The 15,880-nt window shown below is 52.0% G+C and carries 14 protein-coding genes and 2 tRNA genes; 11 read left to right on the top strand and 5 right to left on the bottom strand.

Translation table 11 applies throughout. From position 1 onward, the window contains the following. Positions 1 to 12: 12 nt before the first annotated feature. The gene (gene cgtA / locus OGY72_RS15225; RefSeq protein ID WP_003828732.1) at positions 13 to 1,185 is read left to right on the top strand and encodes an Obg family GTPase CgtA; all 1,173 of its coding nucleotides are present in this window, start codon (positions 13 to 15) and stop codon (positions 1,183 to 1,185) included. 105 nt (positions 1,186 to 1,290) lie between these two features. Here the strand turns inward: cgtA and dacB are convergent, their stop codons facing one another. Then, complete coding sequence (gene dacB, locus OGY72_RS15220) at positions 1,291 to 2,724, bottom strand: serine-type D-Ala-D-Ala carboxypeptidase (protein ID WP_032945109.1); 1,434 nt, start codon at positions 2,722 to 2,724, stop codon at positions 1,291 to 1,293. Positions 2,725 to 2,972: 248 nt separating this feature from the next. On the opposite strand from dacB, the gene greA reads away from it, so the two are divergent. Beyond that, complete coding sequence (greA, locus tag OGY72_RS15215; RefSeq protein ID WP_003025019.1) at positions 2,973 to 3,449, top strand: transcription elongation factor GreA; 477 nt, start codon at positions 2,973 to 2,975, stop codon at positions 3,447 to 3,449. Positions 3,450 to 3,602: 153 nt separating this feature from the next. Here the strand turns inward: greA and yhbY are convergent, their stop codons facing one another. Next, positions 3,603 to 3,896: a ribosome assembly RNA-binding protein YhbY gene (yhbY, locus tag OGY72_RS15210; protein WP_003025016.1), complete on the bottom strand. Its 294-nt coding sequence runs from the start codon at positions 3,894 to 3,896 to the stop codon at positions 3,603 to 3,605. A 125-nt stretch (positions 3,897 to 4,021) separates the two neighbouring features. On the opposite strand from yhbY, the gene rlmE reads away from it, so the two are divergent. The 4 genes from rlmE (at position 4,022) to glmM (ending at position 8,962) form a co-directional block, all read left to right on the top strand. After that, entirely contained in the window at positions 4,022 to 4,651 is a 630-nt protein-coding gene (gene rlmE / locus OGY72_RS15205; protein ID WP_003025015.1) for a 23S rRNA (uridine(2552)-2'-O)-methyltransferase RlmE, read from the top strand. A gap of 99 nt (positions 4,652 to 4,750) precedes the next feature. Beyond that, positions 4,751 to 6,685 (top strand): ATP-dependent zinc metalloprotease FtsH, encoded by a 1,935-nt coding sequence (gene ftsH / locus OGY72_RS15200; RefSeq protein ID WP_003025013.1) that lies wholly within the window; start codon positions 4,751 to 4,753, stop codon positions 6,683 to 6,685. Positions 6,686 to 6,783: 98 nt separating this feature from the next. Beyond that, a complete protein-coding gene (gene folP, locus OGY72_RS15195; RefSeq protein WP_048225717.1) occupies positions 6,784 to 7,632 on the top strand; it encodes a dihydropteroate synthase in 849 nt (282 codons plus the stop codon). Beyond that, entirely contained in the window at positions 7,625 to 8,962 is a 1,338-nt protein-coding gene (glmM, locus tag OGY72_RS15190) for a phosphoglucosamine mutase (RefSeq protein WP_008785919.1), read from the top strand. Before folP ends, glmM begins: the two co-directional genes overlap by 8 nt. 44 nt (positions 8,963 to 9,006) lie before the next feature. On the opposite strand, the gene dcuC is transcribed toward glmM, so the two are convergent. Both dcuC and iadA read right to left on the bottom strand, forming a co-directional pair. After that, on the bottom strand, positions 9,007 to 10,473 hold the full coding sequence (gene dcuC, locus OGY72_RS15185) for a C4-dicarboxylate transporter DcuC (protein WP_286548172.1): 1,467 nt from the start codon (positions 10,471 to 10,473) through the stop codon (positions 9,007 to 9,009). Positions 10,474 to 10,483: 10 nt separating this feature from the next. Continuing rightward, positions 10,484 to 11,617, bottom strand: a complete 1,134-nt coding sequence (gene iadA / locus OGY72_RS15180; protein ID WP_286548170.1) for a beta-aspartyl-peptidase — start codon at positions 11,615 to 11,617, stop codon at positions 10,484 to 10,486. Between the two features lie 148 nt (positions 11,618 to 11,765). Between iadA and OGY72_RS15175 the strand changes: the two genes are divergently transcribed. From OGY72_RS15175 to OGY72_RS15165, 3 genes are all read left to right on the top strand, one after another. Beyond that, positions 11,766 to 12,659, top strand: coding sequence for a LysR family transcriptional regulator (locus OGY72_RS15175; RefSeq protein ID WP_003828716.1), 894 nt, complete (start codon positions 11,766 to 11,768; stop codon positions 12,657 to 12,659). Between the two features lie 167 nt (positions 12,660 to 12,826). Continuing rightward, positions 12,827 to 13,159 (top strand): preprotein translocase subunit SecG, encoded by a 333-nt coding sequence (gene secG / locus OGY72_RS15170; protein WP_003025000.1) that lies wholly within the window; start codon positions 12,827 to 12,829, stop codon positions 13,157 to 13,159. 9 nt (positions 13,160 to 13,168) lie between these two features. Then, positions 13,169 to 13,255, top strand: a tRNA-Leu gene (locus OGY72_RS15165). A gap of 196 nt (positions 13,256 to 13,451) precedes the next feature. Here the strand turns inward: OGY72_RS15165 and argG are convergent. Continuing rightward, the gene (gene argG / locus OGY72_RS15160; protein WP_003828714.1) at positions 13,452 to 14,795 is read right to left on the bottom strand and encodes an argininosuccinate synthase; all 1,344 of its coding nucleotides are present in this window, start codon (positions 14,793 to 14,795) and stop codon (positions 13,452 to 13,454) included. 334 nt (positions 14,796 to 15,129) lie between these two features. Between argG and OGY72_RS15155 the strand changes: the two genes are divergently transcribed. Continuing rightward, positions 15,130 to 15,206, top strand: a tRNA-Met gene (locus tag OGY72_RS15155). 207 nt (positions 15,207 to 15,413) lie between these two features. Further along, positions 15,414 to 15,866, top strand: a complete 453-nt coding sequence (gene rimP / locus OGY72_RS15150) for a ribosome maturation factor RimP (protein WP_003024996.1) — start codon at positions 15,414 to 15,416, stop codon at positions 15,864 to 15,866. The last annotated feature ends 14 nt before the right edge of the window (positions 15,867 to 15,880 follow it).

Below are 15,880 nucleotides of genomic sequence, written 5' to 3'. Positions count from 1 at the left end.
ACGGAGAGTAAAATGAAGTTTGTTGATGAAGCATCGATTCTGGTCGTTGCAGGTGATGGCGGTAATGGTTGCGTCAGCTTCCGCCGCGAAAAGTACATCCCAAAAGGCGGTCCGGACGGTGGTGATGGTGGTGACGGTGGTGACGTTTGGCTGGAAGCCGACGAAAACCTGAACACGCTGATCGATTACCGTTTTGAAAAATCATTCCGTGCGGAACGTGGTCAGAATGGCGCGAGCCGTGATTGCACCGGCAAGCGTGGTAAAGACGTTACGATTAAAGTACCTGTTGGTACGCGTGTTATCGATCAGGGCACTGGCGAAACCATGGGCGACATGACCAAACACGGTCAGCGTCTGATGGTCGCTAAAGGCGGCTGGCACGGTCTGGGCAACACCCGTTTCAAATCCTCGGTTAACCGTACTCCGCGTCAGAAAACAATGGGTACGCCGGGTGATAAGCGCGATCTGATGCTGGAGCTGATGCTGCTGGCGGACGTGGGTATGCTGGGCATGCCAAACGCCGGGAAATCGACGTTTATCCGTGCGGTGTCCGCGGCGAAGCCGAAAGTCGCTGATTATCCGTTTACCACCCTGGTGCCGAGCCTGGGCGTGGTTCGTATGGACAACGAAAAGAGCTTCGTGGTTGCCGACATTCCGGGACTGATTGAAGGCGCGGCTGAAGGCGCAGGCCTGGGTATCCGCTTCCTGAAACACCTGGAACGTTGCCGTGTACTGCTTCACCTCATCGATATCGATCCGATTGATGGCTCTGATCCAGTTGAAAACGCCCGCATCATTATTGGCGAACTGGAAAAATACAGTCAGGATTTGGCATCTAAACCGCGCTGGTTAGTGTTCAACAAAATTGATTTGATGGACAAGGCTGAAGCGGAAGAGAAAGCGAAAGCGATCGCCGAAGCGTTGGGTTGGGAAGGTAAATATTACCTGATCTCTGCCGCCAGCCAGCTGGGCGTGAAAGATCTCTGCTGGGATGTGATGACCTTTATCATTGAGAACCCGATTGTTCAGGCTGAAGAAGCGAAACAGCCAGAGAAAGTTGAGTTCATGTGGGATGATTATCACCGCCAGCAGCTCGCTGAAGTCGAAGACGAAGCGGAAGATGACTGGGATGACGATTGGGACGAAGACGACGAAGAAGGCGTTGAGTTCATCTACAAGCGTTAATCGCATTAAAAACCCCGGACATGTTGCCGGGGTTTTTGCTTCCTGGTATCTCTGTCGGCCGGATAAGGCACGTTAATGCCGCCATCCGACAATCAAATTACCCATTTAGTTGTTCTGATAAATATCCTTGTACAACCGGCTCTCGAAGCGCACCAACGGAATACGGCGATTACGCTGGTCAGCTGGCTCTACCGCATAACCAGATAAATACTGCACGAATGCCATGCGTTGGCCACTTGCCGTGGTGATGAAACCTGCGAGGTTATAAACCCCCTGCAGCGAGCCTGTCTTCGCCGATACTTTGCCATCCACACCAGCCTGATGCAGACCCGCACGGTATTGCAGGGAGCCGTCGTGGCCCGCCAGCGGCAGCATAGTGATAAAGTTCAGCTCGTTATCGTGTTGAGCGATATATTGCAGCACCTGCATCATGGTCGCTGGGGCAATCAGGTTATGGCGGGAGAGGCCAGAACCGTCGGCAATAATGGTGTTGCCGATATCAACGCCTGCCTGCTGACGTAAAATCTGGCGCACGGCATCAGAACCCGCCCGCCAGGTGCCCGGCACGTTAAACCGGGCATGACCAATCATACGGAAAACGGTATCGGCAATCATGTTGTCCGATTTTTTCAGCATAATCTTAAGCAGGTCATGTAGCGGCGCAGACTGTTTACTGGCGACCACCGTTCCTGGTTCGTTGACCAACGTCTGGCGCAGCAGCGTACCGCTGTAGGTGATACCTGCTTGTTTTAGCTCATCTTTGATAATTGCCCCGGCATAGCTGGCACCGTCCTGAATGGCGAACGCCAGCGGCAGCGGATCGGCTCGTTGTGGCAGGCATCCGGTCAGCGTATAGCGGTTGAGATCGCCGGGAACCACATCCAGTTCACAATATTGCGCTTCCGCAGAACCTCGGGCGAGGGTACGCACCTGACTGAACATGGTGACCGGGTAATAAGATGCCACGCGAATAAAGGCGAGATCGTTGGGTTTTTGCGCGCTGTAGAGTGAAACCGAGAAACAGTTTCTATCGACAATAGCCGCTGCGGGCGGTGCGCTAAAACACTGCGTCATATCGTTCCAGGGCCAACCGGGCGCTTTATCATGACTGGCAAAAATTGAGGTGTCGATCAGGACATTTCCGGCAATTTGCGTCACACCTGATTTTTTTAGGGTTGCCACCATATTGCGAATATCCTGGCGTTTTAGCGTCGGATCGGCACCAAATCGTGCCACTAAGTCACCTTTCAATACGCCGCCTTCCACGCTGCCTTTGGTCTCAAGCGTGGTGGTAAAACGAAAGTCAGGCCCGAGCTGAATCAATGCCGCCAGCGCGGTGATTACTTTCTGGGTGCTGGCGGGCAGCGCCATCTGCTGGCTATGAAAATCAATAGCGGGTGCAGGTGCGCCAACCTTCTGTACCATAAGGGCGAGGTTGGCCCCGGCAGGGAGCTGATTGATATACTCGTCGACGTTCGCAGCCTGAACGCTGAACGCTATACTGGCAGTCAATCCGATGGTAAATCTGGAAAATCGCATAATCTCGCGCTAACAACCTGGAAACAGGCCGTCATACTACGGCGCAACGCCCCAAAAAGTAAACGATGACCCATAAGGAACTCCAGGGTAAAATGATCATCAAATAGAGAATTGTAGCTGACCTGGGACCTTGAGCCCCGGGTCGGTATTTTTTTGCTTCTGACTCTGGCATGACACACGCCAGGGTGGGCTTAGCAGCCGGGGTGAGAGCAACTACCCCCTACAGGAATGTTCAAGAGGTATAACAAATGCAAGCTATCCCGATGACCTTACGTGGTGCTGAAAAACTGCGCGAAGAGCTGGATTTTCTGAAATCTGTGCGCCGTCCTGAAATTATTGCCGCTATCGCTGAAGCGCGTGAGCACGGTGACCTGAAAGAGAACGCGGAGTATCACGCGGCGCGCGAACAGCAGGGTTTCTGCGAAGGACGCATTAAAGATATCGAAGCTAAACTGTCCAACGCGCAGGTAATCGACGTTACTAAAATGCCGAACAATGGCCGCGTTGTTTTCGGTGCGACGGTTACCGTTCTGAATCTCGATAACGATGAAGAGCAGACATGGCGTATTGTCGGCGATGATGAAGCCGATTTTAAACAGAACCTGATTTCAGTGAACTCGCCTATCGCTCGTGGCCTTATCGGTAAAGAGCAGGATGACGTCGTGGTTATCAAAACGCCGGGCGGCGAAGTGGAATATGAAGTGACGAAGGTAGAATACCTGTAATTCGCATCTTGGTTAAGATGTTGATACATTGTAAAGAAAGGAAAAAGGCCGCATAGCGGCCTTTTATCAACGAAGAGAGCGTGGCATTTTGCTCTCCTGCTAGCGGAAAACCCCGCGTTTTACACAAACTTCGTGTGCAACTTTGGGATATTCTTAGCGTGGCAGCGAGATTTTACGTTCTTTAGTCGGGCGATACAGTACCAGCGTTTTGCCGATGACCTGTACATTGCAGGCGCCGGTTTCGCGTACGATAGCTTCCACGATCAAGGTTTTAGTATCGCGATCTTCCGAGGCGATTTTCACCTTGATAAGTTCATGGTGCTCTAACGCTTGTTCAATCTCGGCCAGTACCCCTTCGGTCAAACCATTATTGCCAAGCATAACTACAGGCTTGAGCGGATGTGCCAGACCTTTCAGGTGCTGTTTTTGTTTAGTACTCAGATTCATCGTATATTTTTGCTTACGTTGGGATTGAAAACGGGTCATTCTACCGCCATCTCCCATATATCACCAAATAGCTGTGTAGAAATTTACACCATTGGTTACGATGAACTGCCCTTTGGGAATGTGAAATGACAGGTAAAAAGCGTTCTGCCAGCTCGAGTCGCTGGCTTCAGGAACACTTTAGCGATAAATATGTTCAACAGGCACAGAAAAAGGGGTTACGTTCCCGTGCCTGGTTTAAACTTGATGAAATACAGCAAAGTGACAAAATTTTTAAACCGGGGATGACGATAGTTGATCTCGGTGCTGCACCCGGTGGCTGGTCGCAATATGCAGTTACGCAGATCGGCAACACCGGCCGCATTATCGCTTGCGATCTTTTACCTATGGATCCAATCGTTGGTGTGGACTTCCTTCAGGGCGACTTTCGTGATGAATTAGTCCTGAAAGCGTTACTTGAACGCGTAGGTGACAGTAAAGTACAAGTTGTCATGTCTGATATGGCGCCAAATATGTGTGGAACACCGGCGGTGGATATTCCCCGGGCCATGTATCTGGTAGAGCTGGCGCTTGGAATGGCTCGTGATGTATTAGCGCCAGGTGGTAGTTTTGTAGTGAAGGTGTTCCAGGGCGAAGGCTTCGATGAGTATCTAAGAGAGATTCGCTCCCTGTTTACGAAGGTCAAAGTTCGTAAGCCGGACTCTTCTCGCGCCCGTTCGCGTGAAGTGTATATTGTAGCGACCGGGCGTAAACCATAACCGGCAGATTTCAAACGAAAGTTTGAAAGAAACTGGATATAGAGTATCCTGACGCTGTTTTTAACACAGTTGTAATATGAGGTTAATCCCTTGAGTGACATGGCGAAAAACCTAATTCTCTGGCTGGTCATTGCCGTTGTGCTGATGTCAGTATTCCAGAGCTTTGGGCCCAGCGAGTCTAATGGCCGTAAGGTTGATTACTCTACCTTCCTGCAAGAGGTCAATCAGGACCAGGTTCGTGAAGCGAAGATCAACGGACGTGAGATTAACGTTACCAAGAAAGATAGTAACCGTTACACGACCTACATCCCGGTTAACGATCCGAAGCTGCTTGATAACCTGCTGACCAAAAACGTCAAGGTTGTTGGCGAACCACCTGAAGAGCCGAGCCTGCTGGCTTCTATCTTCATTTCCTGGTTCCCAATGCTGCTGCTGATTGGTGTCTGGATCTTCTTCATGCGTCAGATGCAGGGCGGTGGTGGCAAAGGTGCCATGTCGTTCGGCAAGAGCAAAGCGCGCATGCTGACGGAAGATCAGATCAAAACGACTTTTGCTGACGTTGCGGGTTGTGACGAAGCAAAAGAAGAAGTCGCTGAGCTGGTTGAGTATCTGCGCGAACCGAGCCGTTTCCAGAAACTGGGCGGTAAAATCCCGAAAGGCGTCCTGATGGTTGGTCCTCCGGGTACGGGTAAAACCCTGCTGGCGAAAGCTATCGCAGGTGAAGCGAAGGTTCCATTCTTCACAATTTCCGGTTCTGATTTCGTGGAAATGTTCGTGGGTGTCGGTGCATCTCGTGTGCGTGACATGTTCGAACAAGCCAAGAAAGCGGCACCGTGCATCATCTTCATCGATGAAATCGACGCCGTAGGTCGCCAGCGTGGCGCAGGTCTGGGCGGTGGTCACGATGAACGTGAACAGACGCTGAACCAGATGCTGGTTGAGATGGACGGCTTCGAAGGTAACGAAGGTATTATCGTTATCGCAGCAACTAACCGTCCAGACGTTCTTGACCCTGCGCTGCTGCGTCCAGGCCGTTTCGACCGTCAGGTTGTGGTTGGTCTGCCAGACGTTCGCGGTCGTGAACAGATCCTGAAAGTGCATATGCGTCGCGTACCGCTGTCTCCGGATATCGATGCGGCAATCATTGCACGTGGCACGCCTGGCTTCTCCGGTGCGGACCTCGCGAACCTGGTGAACGAAGCGGCGCTGTTTGCTGCTCGTGGCAACAAGCGCGTAGTGTCGATGGTTGAGTTCGAAAAAGCGAAAGACAAAATCATGATGGGTGCGGAACGTCGCTCCATGGTGATGACGGAAGCGCAGAAAGAATCTACCGCGTATCACGAAGCTGGCCACGCGATTATCGGTCGCCTGGTACCGGAACACGATCCGGTGCACAAAGTAACGATTATCCCGCGCGGTCGTGCGCTGGGTGTGACCTTCTTCCTGCCTGAAGGCGACGCAATCAGCGCCAGCCGTCAGAAACTGGAAAGTCAGATCTCCACACTGTACGGTGGCCGTCTGGCGGAAGAGATCATCTACGGTGCTGAACATGTTTCTACCGGTGCGTCGAACGACATTAAAGTCGCGACTAACCTGGCGCGTAACATGGTTACTCAGTGGGGCTTCTCCGATAAACTCGGTCCGTTGCTGTACGCTGAAGAAGAAGGCGAAGTGTTCCTGGGACGTTCTGTGGCGAAAGCTAAACACATGTCCGATGAAACCGCTCGCATTATCGATCAGGAAGTTAAACTGCTGATTGAGCGTAACTATGACCGTGCACGTCGTTTGCTTAACGAAAACATGGACATTCTGCACTCGATGAAAGATGCGCTCATGAAATATGAGACCATCGATGCGCCGCAGATTGACGATCTGATGGCTCGCCGCGATGTGCGTCCGCCAGCGGGTTGGGAAGAACCGGGTTCTTCTAATAACAACTCTGGCAGCACCGGCAAGCCGAGTGCACCGCGTCCGGTTGATGAACCGCGTGCGCCGGACTCTGGCACTATGTCAGAGCAACTGGGCGACAAATAAGTTATCGTTGATGATGACCGTGTTTTAATTGAAAACCCTGGGGCTTGCTCCGGGGTTTTTCTTATCTGCATATTCAAGATTTTACCAGGGATAAAACTATGAAACTCTTTGCTCAGGGTTCTTCACTGGATCTCAGCCATCCGCACGTCATGGGGATTTTGAACGTCACGCCAGATTCTTTTTCCGATGGCGGAGCGCACAACTCTCTGGTTGAGGCGGTAAAACACGCAAACCTGATGATTAACGCCGGGGCGACTATCATTGATGTGGGCGGTGAGTCCACGCGTCCGGGCGCGGCTGATGTGAGTGTGGAAGAAGAGTTGCAGCGAGTGATCCCAGTGGTCGAGGCGATTGCTCAGCGTTTTGAAGTGTGGATTTCGGTCGATACCTCAAAACCCGAAGTGATTCGCGAATGCGCCAGAGTTGGCGCGCATATCATCAATGATATTCGCTCACTCTCGGAGCCTGGAGCGCTGGAAGCCGCAGCGGAGACCGGATTGCCGGTTTGCCTGATGCATATGCAGGGGCAGCCGAAAACCATGCAGGAAGCGCCAAAGTATGAGGATGTTTTTGCTGAGGTAAACCGTTACTTTGTTGAGCAAATAGCACGTTGCGAGCGGGCTGGAATCACAAAAGATAAATTGTTGCTCGACCCCGGATTCGGATTCGGTAAAAATCTCACTCACAACTACACATTACTGGCACGTTTGTCTGAGTTTCATCATTTTAATCTGCCATTGCTGGTTGGGATGTCACGAAAATCAATGGTTGGCCAGTTACTGAATGTGGGGCCATCTGAACGCCTGAGCGGTAGCCTTGCGTGCGCGGTGATTGCCGCAATGCAGGGGGCGCAGATCGTTCGTGTCCATGACGTCAAAGAAACCGTAGAAGCGATGCGTGTGGTGGAAGCCACATTGTCTGCAAAGGAAAAAAAACGCTATGAGTAATCGTAAATATTTTGGCACTGATGGGATCCGCGGTCGCGTAGGCGATGCCCCAATTACTCCTGACTTTGTGCTCAAGCTGGGCTGGGCTGCAGGGAAAGTGCTTGCTCGTCATGGTTCACGTAAAATTATTATCGGTAAAGATACGCGTATTTCCGGCTATATGCTGGAGTCTGCGCTGGAAGCGGGCCTGGCTGCCGCCGGACTCTCAGCCTCATTCACAGGGCCAATGCCAACACCCGCCGTTGCGTATCTGACGCGCGCCTTCCGTGCTGAGGCCGGGATTGTTATCTCCGCTTCGCACAACCCGTACTATGACAACGGGATTAAATTCTTCTCTACCGACGGGACTAAACTGCCGGATGCAGTGGAAGAAGCCATTGAAGCCGAGATGGAAAAAGCGATCACCTGCGTGGATTCCGCTGAACTGGGTAAAGCCACACGTATCGTTGATGCTGCCGGTCGCTATATCGAGTTTTGCAAAGGCACCTTCCCGAACGAATTGAGCCTGAATGAGCTTAAAATTGTGGTGGATTGCGCTAACGGTGCGACGTACCACATTGCGCCAAATGTACTGCGTGAACTGGGTGCAAACGTGATTGCCATTGGCTGTGAGCCAAACGGTGTGAATATCAATGAAGAAGTCGGTGCCACCGACGTCCGTGCCCTGCAGGCGCGCGTGATTGCGGAAAAAGCCGATCTGGGTATTGCGCTGGATGGCGATGGCGACCGCGTCATTATGGTTGACCACGAAGGTAATAAGGTCGATGGCGATCAGATCATGTACATCATCGCCCGTGAAGCCCTGCGTCAGGGTCAGCTGCGCGGTGGCGCGGTAGGTACGCTGATGAGCAACATGGGCCTCGAGCTGGCGCTGAAACAGCTGGGTATTCCGTTTGCCCGTGCAAAAGTTGGCGACCGTTATGTGCTGGAAAAAATGCAGGAAAAAGGCTGGCGTATCGGTGCCGAAAACTCTGGTCATGTGATCCTGCTGGACAAAACCACCACTGGTGACGGCATCGTGGCGGGCCTGCAGGTGCTGGCGGCGATGGTGCGCAACCATATGAGCTTGCACGACCTGTGCAGCGGCATGAAAATGTTCCCACAGCTGCTGGTTAACGTACGATACACAGCAGGTAGCGGCGATCCGCTGGAACATGAAAACGTGAAAGCGGTGATGGCGGAAGTGGAAGCGGCGCTGGGTAACCGTGGACGCGTCCTGCTGCGTAAGTCTGGTACCGAACCGTTAATTCGTGTGATGGTTGAAGGTGAAGACGAAGCGCAGGTGACTGAATTCGCCCACCGTATTGCCGATGCTGTGAAAGCGGCGTAATTCCGAAGAAAGTGAAAGCCGGAGTCTGAGACTCCGGTTTTTTTTTACTGTACGGCAAGCGGCTGTTTACGTCGGCGCTGCCAGAAGTAACCACCGACCATCAGTAGCACAAGGGCTGCCAGCCACGGCAGAACCGCCAGCAGATGCCCAGACCGGGCAAAGGTTAACGCAATCATCAGTAGCCAACCGCCCAGCATCGGAATCGCGGTACGCTTAACAATATCCACAGGCGAGACACCTGCAATCCCTGCGATAGCAATGATTACGCCGGCGATGGGCGATAACGTACGACCAATACCCGCAGAGATCTGGATAGGCAACATCATGACAGCGATATCGCTGCCGATATGACGGCTGATGTCCGGCACCATGGGTGCGAAGGAGAAAAATGCCGCATTCCCGGAGCCCATCAGCGCTGAAATTGCGAAGGTGATCAGGGTCATCAGCAGGATAATAGAGGCGGCGCTGAGGCCAAATTCACCGGAAAGCGACAACAGTGCGTCAACGGCGCCAATGGCTTTCAGTCCGGCGGAAAAGACTTCACCGGCGATAATCAGCGTCACGACGGTGGCAAAAACGCTACCCATGCTGTCAAAAACCTTTTGTACGCCAGCCATCACCTCACGCGCCTTGCGATGACGGCAGTACTCACAAACCAGCGTAATAGCGAGGCTTATCAGTACGGCGGTATCCAGCGTGATCTTGAGTGAGCTGAATATTAAATCGCTGCACACCAGCATCAATACCAGCGGCAGCATGGGCAGAAACAGCCAGGCGATAGGTGCGTCGGCTTCATCAGTCGCCGTTAATGTCTGCATTTGCTGAGCTGTATTGTCGCCACTTTCCCGACGGTCAAAAAAGCGTTGCACAACAATATGCAGTAGGGCGATGAAAAGAATGACGGGTACAACGATCGGCAACTGATCCTGCACGAAATAGTTCACGACCTCGATGCCTGCAGTTTTGGCGGCGAGAACAGAGTTGCCGGAACCGGGGCCAAACTCAACCGCACAGGTACTGGCGATAACGGCGGCAACCGCGGCGCGGCTACAGCCAAGACGGGTAAGCAATGGGTAAAGCGTCGCCATCAACAGCAGACCCAATCCGGTGGCGCTGCTGATAAACAGCGACAGGAATTGACCCAGTAGCAGTGCCAGCCCCAGCAGCAGATAAGGCGAGTTCAGGCGTTGCAAAGGACGAGATGTCACCCGAACCAGTACCTGGCTTGCGCCAATGGCCGACATATAGGTGGCAAAACCACCAATCAGCATAATTTGCAGACCGAGGCCGCCGAGACGCACGCTCAGGGTATCGCGAATAAACTCAAAGGCGTCAAAGGGGCCAAATCCAGTGCTCTTTTTCACCAGGCCACTGAGTGAGGTCATTCCGCTAAAATGCGCGATAAGCAACAGCACAATCCCGGTCAATAACAGTACCGACTGGGGGTGATATTTTTTGAGGATTAGACGTCCGGCAAAAATGATGGCGATTAGCGCCAGCAGTAACGACATTCTTGCCCCCTTACTCGAAGTTGCCGGTAACCAGGCACTCGCCATCCCGCAGCAACGGTTTACCCGCGGCAAACAGATGGGCCAGCGAGAGGTCATCATTGAGTACACAGATATCAGCACGTTCTCCGGCGCAGAGCACGCCCCCGGAAATACCCAGCGAGCGCGCAACGTTTGCCGTCAGCATCGCGATGGCCTGTGGCACCGGAATCCCGACATCAATCAGGCGAGGAAGCAGGTTAAGATTGCCTGCGACCGGTGCTGCGCTTAAACCTTCAACGATACCCTGAGCGTTAAAGCGTGGAACGCTGCCATTGCCGTCAGAACTGATCGTGATGCGCTCCGCCGGAACCTGTGCTTCGAGTGCGTGGAGAATCGCTTGCTCCTGAGGCATAAAACGACTGCCACCTGACGTAACATCGATATGGCCGCCGCGATGGGCAAAAGCAATTGCCTGTTCGAACAAGGGCTCAGTTCTCGCAACATGCGTCGGTGAAATATGGTGAATCGGAATACCCGCATCACACAGCTCAATAAGTTGCGACATCCCTTCCGGCAGATTCCCCAAGTGCACATGCAGCAAGCCTTTTTTCCCTGCCAGCAGGGAAGCGACGCGAATATCGCTCACTATCCTCAGCAACTCCTGGAAAGAGGGGTAAGAGCCACGGTGATCGGCGAGGGCGATTTTTACACCAAGAATTGCCGGAATGAAGGCCATATCATCGCGGATGGATCGCGTAATAGTTGGGCTGGGAACGGCGTAGGCTCCCGTGTGCATAAACGCGCGTAATCCCTCAAGGTTGAGAGACTGCATTTTAGCGTAGAGGTCTTTGGGTGAACGAGAAATGGCATCGGTGCCTAACACGCCAACCACCGTGGTAATACCTGCCTGAATCAGATCGCGCAGCTTGACGGCGGGCGTCCGACTGGAAAATCCGGCTTCACCACCGCCACCGGTAAGATGAACATGCTGATCGATGATACCAGGGATAACCCATTTACCCCGACAATCGATGACCTCGTTGATGCCATCAAACAATGAAATATCTTTTTCTACCGCCACAATTCGGTCGGCATGAATGAGCAGGGAGCAGAGGCCTAAATCCTCAGGAGAAAAAACACGGGCATTGGTCAATAAAGTAAACATAGCGGTCCTGTCAAACGTCGAGGGTGAGAGTCGGCAGGTGAAACGAAATATTGTTGTTATGATGCCCACCATAAAGCCATTACTATAACTATGACTATTACCGATTTGTTATTGGAGGATGCGGTTATGGCATGGCGGAGAGCACAACGTGGATTGTAAGTGGCTGGAAGATTTTCTGGCCTTGAGCCAGCATGGAAACTACTCTCAGGCCGCGGCGCAGCGGCATATTACTCAACCTGCGTTGAGTCGGCGTATAAAGGCGCTGGAAGAGGTGCTGGGCGTACCTTTGTTTGACCGGACAACGACCCCCGTCACGCTGACGCGCTATGGTGAACGCTTTGAGCCTTATGCCCGGCATGTCCTCAGCACGTTAACAGAGGCACGTCATGAGCTGTCGGCGATGACGCCAGCAACGGATAACACGCTGGTGATGGTCAGCCTGCATACGCTGTCGGTGAATATCCTGCCGGATATGATCAACTACCTGCGACAGAGTGAGCCGCAGTTAAACTTTACGGTAAACGCCAGTATCCAGGGGATAGACAACCACTTCAATGCCCTGATGAACCGGCAAATTGATTTGCTGGTGACCTACGATTTACCGTCCGCGCAGCCTGGGCTGGAGATCGCTGGAGGGTTAAAACGTTCCCTATGGCGGTATGAGCGATTTATACCGGTTATTTCAGCCCAGTTGGCTGATGCGCTTAATGATCCGCATGCTCCGATTCCGTGGCTATGCTACAGCGACTACACCTTTGTCAGACGTATTATTGAGTCGGCAGAACAACGCGTCCGCCCACGGCTAAAAAAAGTATTTGAGAGTGGTTTAAGCGAAACGATACGAGAAATGGTACTGCGCCATATGGGAGTGGCCTGGTTACCTGAATCGATGGTGGCGGAAGAGTTGGTGAATCAGCAAATTATTCACTGCTGGCCAGAAAATACAGATCTGATTTGTGAAATCCCCGTTGTGGTATGGGCGAATCTTGAAGATCAACGTGCTGTTATGCAGAGATGCTGGGAGAAGTTGCTGCGTTTTTGATTGATATGGCGATTTTTTCCGCAGTTGATACAATGCTAACAAATTGCCCTTGCGAAGGTTATTCGCTTTGGTTAGTATTCACACCCGCTTCAGTGGGAAACAGTAAATATTCCCGCTTTAATGGTCGAAGCATTGTACGCGGCAACTCCGCAAGGAACAGGTTGATTATGCACGAAGCTCTTTTAGTAGTTTTCCTTATTGTGGCAATTGGCCTGGTAGGCTTGATCATGCTGCAGCAAGGCAAAGGCGCTGATATGGGAGCCTCTTTTGGCGCAGGCGCTTCTGGTACTCTGTTTGGTTCAAGTGGTTCTGGTAACTTCATGACCCGTATGACAGCTGTATTGGGAACCTTGTTCTTCATCATCAGTCTGGTGCTGGGTAACATGAACAGCAATAAGACCAATAAAGGAAGTGAGTGGGAAAATCTGAGCGCACCGGCGAAAACCGAGCAAACTCAGCCAGCTGCTCCGGCTCAGCCGACCAGCGATATCCCACGCTAAGTATTCTGTACCGAGGTGGTGGAATTGGTAGACACGCTACCTTGAGGTGGTAGTGCCCTAACGGGCTTGTGGGTTCGAGTCCCATCCTCGGTACCAAATTCCAAAAAAAAGACGCTGCAAAGCGTCTTTTTTTTCGTCTGTTATTTATGGCTGTCTGTAGGTCGGATAAGCGTAGCATCATCAGGCGTTGTAATAATGTCGGATGGCGGCGTAAACGCCTTATCCGACCTACAGACATCCTATATTCCGCGCATAAAAAAGGCCGCTTGCGCGGCCTTAAGATAGTGAATCTTTACTTCGCCTTATTTTCCAGATTCTCAACCTGCGGCAGGCCGGTTGCGGAAGAGGCGGTCAGCAGGCCAGACTGCGCATAGCCGAACAGCTTCTCGCGGGTATCGGTGATATCCAGGTTACGCATGGTCAACTGACCGATACGGTCGTCCGGAGAGAATACGGAGTCGCCTTTTTCCATCGTCAGACGTTCTGGTTTGTACGTCAGATTGTCAGACACGGTGTTGAGGATTGAGTAGTCATTACCACGACGCAGTTCCAGCGTGACTTCACCGGTAATCTGGCTGGCAACCCAACGCTGCAGACCGTCACGCAGCATCAGCGCCTGAGAGTCGAACCAGCGTCCCTGATACAGCAGACGACCAAGCTGGCGACCATGTGCGTGATACTGCTCGATGGTATCTTCGTTGTGAATACCGGTCAGCAGACGCTCGTAGGCGATATGCAGCAATGCCATCCCCGGGGCTTCGTAGATGCCACGGCTCTTTGCTTCAATGATACGGTTTTCAATCTGATCGCTCATACCCAGACCGTGACGGCCGCCGATACGGTTGGCTTCCAGCATCATCTCAACGTCGTCGCTGAAGGTTTTACCGTTCAGCGCAACCGGATGACCCTGTTCAAAACGAACGGTAACTTCTTCCGCAGGAATTTTGACGTTTTCGTCCCAGAATTTGACGCCCATGATCGGGTTAACAATCTTGACGCTGGAGTTCAGAAATTCCAGATCTTTAGCTTCGTGCGTTGCACCCAACATATTGGAGTCAGTGGAGTAGGCTTTCTCAACGGACATCTTGTAGTCGAAACCACAGGCAATCATAAATTCGGACATCTCATGGCGACCGCCGAGTTCATCGATAAAATCGGTATCCAGCCATGGTTTGTAAATCTGCAGTTCGGCGTTGGTCAGCAGACCGTAACGATAGAAACGTTCAATATCGTTACCTTTATAGGTGCTACCGTCGCCCCAGATGTTTACACCATCTTCTTTCATTGCGGCAACCAGCATGGTGCCGGTCACGGCACGGCCCAGCGGGGTGGTATTGAAGTAGGTCAGTCCGCCAGTGGTGTTGTGGAATGCTCCGCACTGAATGGCAGCGATCCCCTCGGCAACCAGCTGCTTACGGCAATCTACCAGGCGAGCATTCTCAGCACCATATTCCATTGCACGGCGAGGAATGGCGTCATAGTCATCCTCATCCGGCTGACCCAAATTCGCAGTATATGCATATGGGACAGCCCCTTTTTGTCGCATCCATAGCAGTGCTGCACTGGTGTCCAGGCCGCCGGAAAAAGCGATACCAATACGTTGACCTACCGGGAGATGCTTGAGAATCGTCGTCATAAAATAAAACCCTGCTTGATAGACTGATGAAGAGGTCGGCTTATTACGCTGATTGCATTTTTATGCAAAATAAATGAGTTTTCATTTAATCATCTTTTCTGGATGACAGGAAGAGTTTAGTGATAATTTCGTTAAATAACGGCGTGGGCGGCATATTTATCTTGCTGGGCTAGCGCTGGGCAGCATTCATTGATTTGCATAGTCGTAACAAGGTTGACATAACGCATAGTGAATCAATATACTGTGCGCAGATTTTACGTCCCGTCCTCGGTACCAAATCCCAGCAGTATTTGCATTTTTTACCCAAAACGAGTAAAATTTGCCACGTTTCAGGCGCGGGGTGGAGCAGCCTGGTAGCTCGTCGGGCTCATAACCCGAAGGTCGTCGGTTCAAATCCGGCCCCCGCAACCACTTTCCCTTAGAGTTCTTTTTCAAATATACTGTGAAGACTTAGGCCTTCGTAGCTGGATTTGAAAAAAATTCTTTCGGAAGGTTCTCCGAACCGCAGGTGCGGTTATAGGGTTCAGTTATCTAAAGCCCCGATTTATCGGGGTTTTTTGTTATCTGACTACAGAATAACTGGGCTTTAGGCCCTTTTTTTATGTCTTGGGGGTGGGCTTGTCCACATTAGAGCAAAAATTAACAGAGATGATTACAGCGCCAGTTGAAGCCCTGGGCTACGAACTGGTCGGCATCGAATTTATTCGTGGTCGCACATCCACACTGCGCATCTATATTGATAGTGAAGATGGCATCAATGTTGATGATTGTGCTGATGTGAGCCATCAGGTAAGCGCCGTGATGGATGTCGAAGACCCAATCACCGTTGCCTATAACCTTGAAGTCTCCTCTCCGGGTCTCGACCGTCCTCTGTTCACAGCTGAACACTACGTGCGTTTCCTGGGTGAAGAAGTCACGCTGGTTCTTCGTATGGCGGTACAAAACCGTCGTAAATGGCAGGGCGTTATCAAAGCGGTGGACGGTGAGATGATCACGGTCACAGTCGAAGGCAAAGATGAAGTGTTCGCGCTGAGTAATATCCAGAAGGCGAACCTGGTTCCCCACTTTTAACAGTCTGGATTGAG

It is taken from the genome of Citrobacter sp. Cpo221 (genome assembly GCF_030332345.1).
GTDB classification, from domain to species: Bacteria; Pseudomonadota; Gammaproteobacteria; order Enterobacterales; family Enterobacteriaceae; genus Citrobacter; species Citrobacter portucalensis.
Note: the sequence above shows the minus strand (reverse complement) of the source record. Positions and strands in the feature narration are given on the sequence as shown.

Excerpts from the sequence above, each read along its gene's own strand:
- cgtA (WP_003828732.1), top strand. The coding sequence starts at position 13 with ATGAAGTTTGTTGATGAAGCATCGATTCTGGTCGTTGCAGGTGATGGC.
- dacB (WP_032945109.1), bottom strand. The coding sequence starts at position 2,724 with ATGCGATTTTCCAGATTTACCATCGGATTGACTGCCAGTATAGCGTTC.
- greA (WP_003025019.1), top strand. The coding sequence starts at position 2,973 with ATGCAAGCTATCCCGATGACCTTACGTGGTGCTGAAAAACTGCGCGAA.
- yhbY (WP_003025016.1), bottom strand. The coding sequence starts at position 3,896 with ATGAATCTGAGTACTAAACAAAAACAGCACCTGAAAGGTCTGGCACAT.
- rlmE (WP_003025015.1), top strand. The coding sequence starts at position 4,022 with ATGACAGGTAAAAAGCGTTCTGCCAGCTCGAGTCGCTGGCTTCAGGAA.
- ftsH (WP_003025013.1), top strand. The coding sequence starts at position 4,751 with ATGGCGAAAAACCTAATTCTCTGGCTGGTCATTGCCGTTGTGCTGATG.
- folP (WP_048225717.1), top strand. The coding sequence starts at position 6,784 with ATGAAACTCTTTGCTCAGGGTTCTTCACTGGATCTCAGCCATCCGCAC.
- glmM (WP_008785919.1), top strand. The coding sequence starts at position 7,625 with ATGAGTAATCGTAAATATTTTGGCACTGATGGGATCCGCGGTCGCGTA.
- dcuC (WP_286548172.1), bottom strand. The coding sequence starts at position 10,473 with ATGTCGTTACTGCTGGCGCTAATCGCCATCATTTTTGCCGGACGTCTA.
- iadA (WP_286548170.1), bottom strand. The coding sequence starts at position 11,617 with ATGTTTACTTTATTGACCAATGCCCGTGTTTTTTCTCCTGAGGATTTA.
- secG (WP_003025000.1), top strand. The coding sequence starts at position 12,827 with ATGCACGAAGCTCTTTTAGTAGTTTTCCTTATTGTGGCAATTGGCCTG.
- argG (WP_003828714.1), bottom strand. The coding sequence starts at position 14,795 with ATGACGACGATTCTCAAGCATCTCCCGGTAGGTCAACGTATTGGTATC.